The following is a 6,505-nucleotide window of genomic DNA, read 5'->3' as shown; positions in this document are numbered from 1 at the left end:
TGGCCGAGACCGCTCCGGCCGGCCTCGCCGCCGCGGGCATCGAACCGGCCCTGCTGCCCCCCGCCCCGGAACCGGCCACACCCCAGGCCCCGGTCCAGGTTCCGCAGCAGAGGCAGAGCCCGCACTTGAGGCCCCCGCCGCGCGGGAGACGGAACTCGCACAGCCGCGAGCCGGTTACCCGCAACCGACGAGCCGGGTGTCTTCAGCGACCCCTGCACGGCAGTGCGAACCTGCACCGGACGATGCCGGCTCCCAAGGGCGCCTTGCCGACGCCTACCGGGCCTGGCTCGCCGCCTACGCCTCCGAGCCGACGAGCGAGCAGTTCGCTCTCTGGCTCCAGAACCGGTACGGCATCGCCACCGCAGCCGGAGACCCGCTCTCCGACACGCAACTGGAACCCCTGCTGCGCGTACTGAAACAGCACGGAGCGCCCGTGCCGGAAGACAGGACCGGCTACGACGCCGCTTCCCGGGGCGCAGCCGACGAAGAGACGTGGGCCGACTACTTCTACAACGCCTGGCTCACGTATGCGGCGGAGCGGGGTTCGCCCCCCGATGCTGCGGCCCTCGCCGAGTACGTGTACCAGCGTGACGGCATCATGGGCGCCACCGGACAGCCCGTTACCGCGGACGAACTGCGCGACTACGTCGCTCTGTTCCAGGAGCGCGAACAGGACTACGGCCCCGAGGCCGATCCGGCATCGGCGGCAGCGGACGAGACCGCCGAGACGACCCCCGACCATGAGGGTGGGAAGAGCAACGAAGAGGAGTGCCTCCCGAGCAGCTCCGACGGCGATCTGCCGGCGGCGGAACGGCACCCGGTGCATGCATCCGGTGGCGAGAGCGGTGGCCGCAGCATCGTCCAGGCGCGAGTTCCGAAGCCCCGTCATGAGGACGAGCCCGATGCCGGGGAGCCGGCCCCGGACATCAGCGAGGGCGAGGCCGAGCAGGCGGACGGCTCTCATCTGACGGGCCCGGCACGGGTGGAATTCCACTACAGGCAGTTGCCGCCGGGGGAGCAGGAGCTTTCGGCGAAGGCCCTTGCTCCGGTCCTGGCGGAGCGCTGCGGCTACCGGGAGGGCACGGTGCGGAAGTACCTCGGGCAGATCAAGCGGGCCGCCGACATGTGACGTTCCACCGCTGTGGAATGCAGGCGGGCTGCCCGGCGCGCTGCACAGGGTGGGTGGAATTCCAGGGATTCCACCCCCACCCATTTCGCTGCCCCGGCCTTGCGTGCGTGCCCAGCGTTGCTGATCTCCGGCACTGAGTCAGTGGCGCGTGCGGTCGGGGAACGGTGAGGTGAGATCCGGTACTGACTCAGGGACGGAACGCTATGACCTGCGATTTTCCAGCATGGGTCAGTGTTCGGGCCATACCCGGCTCGGGTCTTCCGCGGTGCTGTGGCCGCTCGTCGAGAGAGCGAGGGGCGCCGCCGGCGGGCCCTGGCGAGCAGCGGGGGACTGGTCGTTCCATGCGGGTGCGGCTGGGTGGAATACGGGAACGTTCTTGCCGCGGTGGGCGCGGCCGGAATGGAATCTTCCACGCCTGCGGGGGCGTTGCGGCCGGTGCGGTGACTGGGCCCGCCGCCGGATTTTCCATCTCCGAGGGAGGCTTCGGCGAGCGAGGAATTGAGCGGTGAGGAGTGGAACGCAGCCGCACCGCCGATTACGGTGTGTGATGACCCGTCAGTTACGCCGGGCGCTCATGGCCGGCCCCGCGGGGCGCGGCGGGCAACTTGGAGTGGGCGCTCGCAGGGATGGCCGCCCAGCGGAAGGCCGGTCCCCTGGGCGGGTAGCCGAGCACCGGCGCCACGGCGGATGCATGGACGACCTGGTACCCCGCCCTGCGCCCCGCCACGTCTACGGCACCGACCCCGACAACCCCCACCCCGGCCCCCAGGAGGGCCGTACGTACGTGGAGCTGGTCGACGGCGCGCTCGACGGGCAGCTCCTCGACGTCACCGGCTGGACCGAGGACGAGCGGGCCGGCGGGGCGCTGCTGATCACCGAGGTCGGCCTGTATGGCGCGGGCGGACGTGCCGAATACGTACAGCGCTCCGGGGACCCGGGCTGGTGGGACTGGAACGGCGACGTCCCGTAGCGCGCCGCGGGCCCTACCGGACCCGCAGGCCGCATTCAAGACCGGTCTCCCTTGAATGCGGCCTGGGCATGGGCGAATTTGGCCTGGCCAGCCGGGGGTTGCGCTGCTAACCCCCGGCTGCCCCATTGTGTGGCCCGACACCGGAACCCGTGACGTCAAGCCCCCCACGAATCCCCGTTTTGCCGCCCGGCGGCCAGCCCCGGCAGGACGCGGAACGGAAATTCGCGAGAGCTGGAACGCGACGCCGCCGGACCCGAATGTGTCTCCCCGTCACCACCACGCCTACGAAGGAGACCGACAACATGACCACCAGCTCGACCCCGACCACCCCGGCCGCGGCCGCACCTTCCGCTCCGTCCCCAGCCGCGCCCGCCGCCCCGGCCCCGGTGCCGGCCGTGCCGCCAGCGGCGCAGCAGTCCGACCGGTCCCTGCGGGCCGCGGTGTTCCTGCTCGGGGGAGGATGCGTCGCCTACGTGATGCACGAGCACCCGGCGCTCATCGAGCCGGTCACCGGTGCGGCAGCGGTCGTTGTCACCGTGGCCAGCGTCGCCCAGTTGCTGCGGGGGTGGTGATCGCCGGTTTGTCCGCCCGGCCTCGGGGGCCGGGCGGCCTGCTCCGCACCGAGGACACATGAAGCGCCCGGCGGTCGGGGTGGTCGGTGATGTGCTGCCCGTACGATGGCCGGCGTGTTGCGTCCTGAAAGCTGGTCCAGGCCTGCGGGTGAAAGTCCCGTCCGGGTAGACACCGGAGTGCCCGGTAGTAGGTCCCGGTTCGTCGTGGAGACGCGGCGGGCTGAGCGGGATGTCAAAAGCCTCTTTGGAGGGAGCGAGCACGCGGGCCGTAGCATCAAGCGAACCTTGCAGCCTCGTCACATCGACAACGGAGGAGCCGAGCCCGTCACGTTGGGGCGAAGGCCATGTTCTGAGGGCCCTGTTCCGGGGTCAGCCCTCGGAGTCCTCCCGGGGTATGGAGGGCGGCACGTGTGCACGGTCTGGGCCGGAACAGGAGAGACCCGTCTGACCACGCCTGACGTCGGGCACGAGACCGGACGTATAAGCCGATGGTGAAGTCGTCCGGAGGGCAGCGGGAGTCCGAGCGGGGCGTAGTACCGCAGATCGGCGTGCAACATAACGCGCCGGGAGGGAAGGGCCCGCACTTTGATCACACCCGTGGCGGGGGTAAGCGCGAGGGCATGGCCGGGGCGACCTGGTCCAACTACCCCGATGGGATAACTCCTGTCGTAGTGGACGGGCACGCGTCCGTCTCGAAAGTGCGAAAACTCCAACGCGGGCTATGGGCTGCGGCCAAGCAGTCTCCGGAGCGGCGCTTCCACGCCCTGTATGACCGTATCCACAGAGGTGACGTGCTGTGGGAGGCGTGGGAACGAGTCCGAGCCAACAGAGGAAGTGCCGGGGTGGATCGGGTCACCTTGGCGTTTGTGGAGAAGGAGTATGGTGCCAGGCGATTGCTCGGCGAACTTCAGAAACATCTCCGCGCAGGCACGTATCGTCCCGCGCCGGCCAGGCGTGTGGATATCCCGAAGCCACAGGGTGGCCAACGGCCACTGGGTATTCCAACAATCCGTGACAGGGTGGCGCAGCAGGCGGCCAAGATCGTGTTGGAGCCGGTTTTCGAGGCGGGGTTCCTTCCGTGCTCGTACGGGTTTCGGCCGAAGAGGTCGGCGACGCAGGCGATGGAGCGGCTTCGTGAGGGCTTCATCAAGGGCCACTGCTTTGTTGTGGAGTTCGACATCCGTAACTTCTTCAACGAGATTGACCATGACCGTCTTCTCGTCGAGGTTGAGCGCCGGGTGTCGGATCGCAGGGTGCTCAAGTTGGTTCGTCTGTGGTTGCAAGCGGGTGTGATGGAAGGCGGGATGTTCCAGCGGACGGTCGCTGGGACACCGCAAGGCGGGGTAATTTCTCCTCTGCTCGCCAATATCTACCTGCACGTCCTGGACTCCGAGCTGTTGCAGCGCGGAGTGGGGGAGTTGGTGAGGTATGCGGACGACGGTGTTGTCCTGTGCCGAACGGCGTCCCAGGCAAGGGCGGCTCTGACGGCGGTCGGGGAGATCCTCGACTCGCTAGGGTTGCGACTGCACCCGACAAGACGAAGGTAGTTGACCTCAGAGAGGGCCGGGAAGGGCTCGACTTCCTTGGCTGCCACTTCAGGGCGCGCTTCTCGGGCAGGGTGTGGGAGAAGTACGGAAAGATCCGCTTCTATCTGCACCGCTGGCCGTCGCAAGCGGCAATGAAACGACTCCGGGACAAAGTCCGTGAGAGGACTGACCGCCGTCGGACTGGAATGGATATCCGCGATGTGATCGCGGACTTGAATCCGATCCTGCGCGGCTGGGGTAACTATTTCCGAACCGGGAACGCTGCTCGGAAGTTCCGAACTATTGACGGGTACGTGGTGTGGCGGCTCCAACGCTTGATGGTTAAGAAGCGGGGACGCAACCTACGGGCTGGGCAATGGGCGGAATGGGCAGAAGAGTGGTTCAGAGGGCACGGCCTGTACCGAATGCGTGGCACGATTCGCTATCCGAAGGCGGCGTAACCTTGTCAAGAAGATCATCGGTAAGCCGTATGCGGGAAAACCGCACGTACGGATTGAAAGGGGGATGGGGAAACGGGCCCGCTGGGCACCGCGCCCCTGACTACCAGTGACTGTCCGCCGTGTTCTTGGCGTCGGCCCTCAGGCTCCCGCGCTCAGCATCCGCGCTGCCCAGGCCGATCTGCTCGATACTCTTCCTGGAGAGCGTCTGTCCGACCTTGATGAGCTGCGGGCCCGGGGCGTGCTCGGTTCGCGCCTGGTGGCGCCCCCGTCTTCGCGGCGGATCCTCGGGGCCGGTGGCCGTGCAGACGAGGAACCGTCGTCCCGCGATCCCGCGTGACACCCTTCGGCGACGGCGCGGCGCCCCCGGTGGTGCCGTACCCGCGAAACGCCCGGTGGGCGACACCCCTCACGAGGTGCCGCCCACCGGGCGTTGGTGGTGCGGGTGTCAGCTGACTTGGAGGGTCAGGTTCTTCGGCCAGCCGGCCCGGTCGAGGTGGGAGAACAGGTCTTTGAGGTCGGTGGGCTTGAGCTTGATGCAGCCGTTGGACTTGTAGTCGAAGTCGGCGTCCCAGCGCCAGAAGTCGTCTTCCTTGAGGGGAACATCGACGGCCTGCGTGCCGTCGGCGAGCATCTCGCTGTGGATGAACATGTCGGTGCGCTCGACGGGCTTCTGGCCGGCCTTGGGGGTGCAGGTCTTGTTCTCGAGCTGGATGGCGTAGCCCTGGATCTGCACATTGGGGTTGTAGTTCCATCCTCCGCGGTTGGTCTCGTGTCCCTTGACCTTGTAGGTCCCGTCGGGCAGCCAGCCCTCGTTGGAGAGGCAGGTGTCCTTGCTGCCCATGCCGGAGTTGGCGCGGTAGCTCTTGACCGCCTTGCCGTTGTGGACGAGGGCGAGGGTCGAGTACATCGGGTGCTGCTGGTTCTTGGTGAACTTCAGGGAGTACCCGGTGGGGCCGGGCTGGGCGTTCTGGCCGGTGTCGGTGCCGGTGCCGGTGCCGGTGCCGGTGCTGGGCCGGGCGCCGGCGGGCGCGGTGATCAACGCGTTCCAGGTAGCCGGACCTGCGACACCGTCCGCTTGCAGGCCCTGGCTCTTCTGGAAGGCCTGGATGGCGGCCGCGGTACGCGGGCCAAACGCCCCGTCCGCGGTCAGGGAGTGCCCTTGCGCGGTGAGCAGCTGCTGGAGCGCGGTGACCGCGGCCCCCTGGCTGCCGGAACGCAGGGTGGTGGTCAGGGCGTTCCAGGTGTTCGGACCGACGACACCGTCAGCCTGGAGGCCTTGGTCCTTCTGGAAGGCCTGGATGGCGGCCGCGGTACGCGGGCCAAACGCCCCGTCCGCGGTCAGAGAGTGCCCTTGCGCGGTGAGCAGCTGCTGGAGCGCGGTGACGGCGGCCCCTTGGCTGCCGGTGCGCAGGGTGGGCCACTGCTGCTGGTTTCGGGAAGCGGGGGCGACGGAGCGCGCGGCTGAGGCTGCCGGGTCACTGCTGCTGGCGGTGGCGGTGTCGGGGGCCTGCGTGCCGAGCGTGGCGAAGGCCGCGATGGCGAGGGCGGTGGTGGTCAGGGTGGCCCAGAAAGTGCTGCGGTTCATGACGGAGTTTCCTTTTCGTGTCGTGTGGGTCCGGCCGGCCGGACCGCGCCGGGGCATGGCGCGGCTCGGGGTCCGGGAAGAGGAAGGGGTGCGGGATGGTGCGGTGGCGGCTGCCCCCGGGCCGCCGGTGGCCCGGGGGCGGTGTGGGGGTCAGATGAAGGTGATGTCCCAGTGGATGCCGCCGCTGCGGGGGATTTCGTAGACGTACTCGGCGGAGATGCCGTTGAGGGTGCCGTGCCAGCGGGCGTCGGTGCCTCGCGGT

6 protein-coding genes are annotated in these 6,505 nt (G+C 68.6%); 5 read left to right on the top strand and 1 reads right to left on the bottom strand.

Annotated elements, in window-relative coordinates:
- The first annotated feature begins 196 nt into the window (after positions 1 to 196).
- The 5 genes from IE107_RS34140 (at position 197) to IE107_RS36265 (ending at position 4,658) form a co-directional block, all read left to right on the top strand.
- Positions 197 to 1,129 carry a hypothetical protein gene (locus tag IE107_RS34140; RefSeq protein WP_189548226.1) on the top strand — a complete coding sequence of 311 codons (933 nt, stop codon included), beginning with the start codon at positions 197 to 199 and terminating at the stop codon, positions 1,127 to 1,129.
- 691 nt (positions 1,130 to 1,820) lie between these two features.
- On the top strand, positions 1,821 to 2,099 hold the full coding sequence (locus tag IE107_RS34135; protein WP_189548225.1) for a hypothetical protein: 279 nt from the start codon (positions 1,821 to 1,823) through the stop codon (positions 2,097 to 2,099).
- A gap of 302 nt (positions 2,100 to 2,401) precedes the next feature.
- Complete coding sequence (locus IE107_RS34130) at positions 2,402 to 2,671, top strand: hypothetical protein (protein ID WP_189548224.1); 270 nt, start codon at positions 2,402 to 2,404, stop codon at positions 2,669 to 2,671.
- Between the two features lie 488 nt (positions 2,672 to 3,159).
- Positions 3,160 to 4,218: a group II intron reverse transcriptase/maturase gene (gene ltrA / locus IE107_RS35625; protein WP_308434283.1), complete on the top strand. Its 1,059-nt coding sequence runs from the start codon at positions 3,160 to 3,162 to the stop codon at positions 4,216 to 4,218.
- 131 nt (positions 4,219 to 4,349) lie between these two features.
- Complete coding sequence (locus tag IE107_RS36265; protein WP_373302558.1) at positions 4,350 to 4,658, top strand: group II intron maturase-specific domain-containing protein; 309 nt, start codon at positions 4,350 to 4,352, stop codon at positions 4,656 to 4,658.
- A 445-nt stretch (positions 4,659 to 5,103) separates the two neighbouring features.
- On the opposite strand, the gene IE107_RS34120 is transcribed toward IE107_RS36265, so the two are convergent.
- Positions 5,104 to 6,243 carry a L,D-transpeptidase family protein gene (locus tag IE107_RS34120; protein ID WP_189548223.1) on the bottom strand — a complete coding sequence of 380 codons (1,140 nt, stop codon included), beginning with the start codon at positions 6,241 to 6,243 and terminating at the stop codon, positions 5,104 to 5,106.
- Positions 6,244 to 6,505: the final 262 nt, after the last annotated feature.

It is taken from the genome of Streptomyces gelaticus, from assembly GCF_014649535.1.
GTDB lineage: Bacteria > Actinomycetota > Actinomycetes > Streptomycetales > Streptomycetaceae > Streptomyces > Streptomyces gelaticus.
The sequence above is the reverse complement of the archived record's forward strand: the minus strand, read 5'-3'. Positions and strand labels throughout refer to the sequence as shown.

Bases quoted from the DNA above. Each gene is read 5' to 3' on its own strand.
- IE107_RS34130 (WP_189548224.1), top strand. From the start codon at position 2,402: ATGACCACCAGCTCGACCCCGACCACCCCGGCCGCGGCCGCACCTTCC.
- IE107_RS34135 (WP_189548225.1), top strand. From the start codon at position 1,821: ATGGACGACCTGGTACCCCGCCCTGCGCCCCGCCACGTCTACGGCACC.
- IE107_RS34120 (WP_189548223.1), bottom strand. From the start codon at position 6,243: ATGAACCGCAGCACTTTCTGGGCCACCCTGACCACCACCGCCCTCGCC.
- IE107_RS36265 (WP_373302558.1), top strand. From the start codon at position 4,350: ATGAAACGACTCCGGGACAAAGTCCGTGAGAGGACTGACCGCCGTCGG.
- ltrA (WP_308434283.1), top strand. From the start codon at position 3,160: ATGGTGAAGTCGTCCGGAGGGCAGCGGGAGTCCGAGCGGGGCGTAGTA.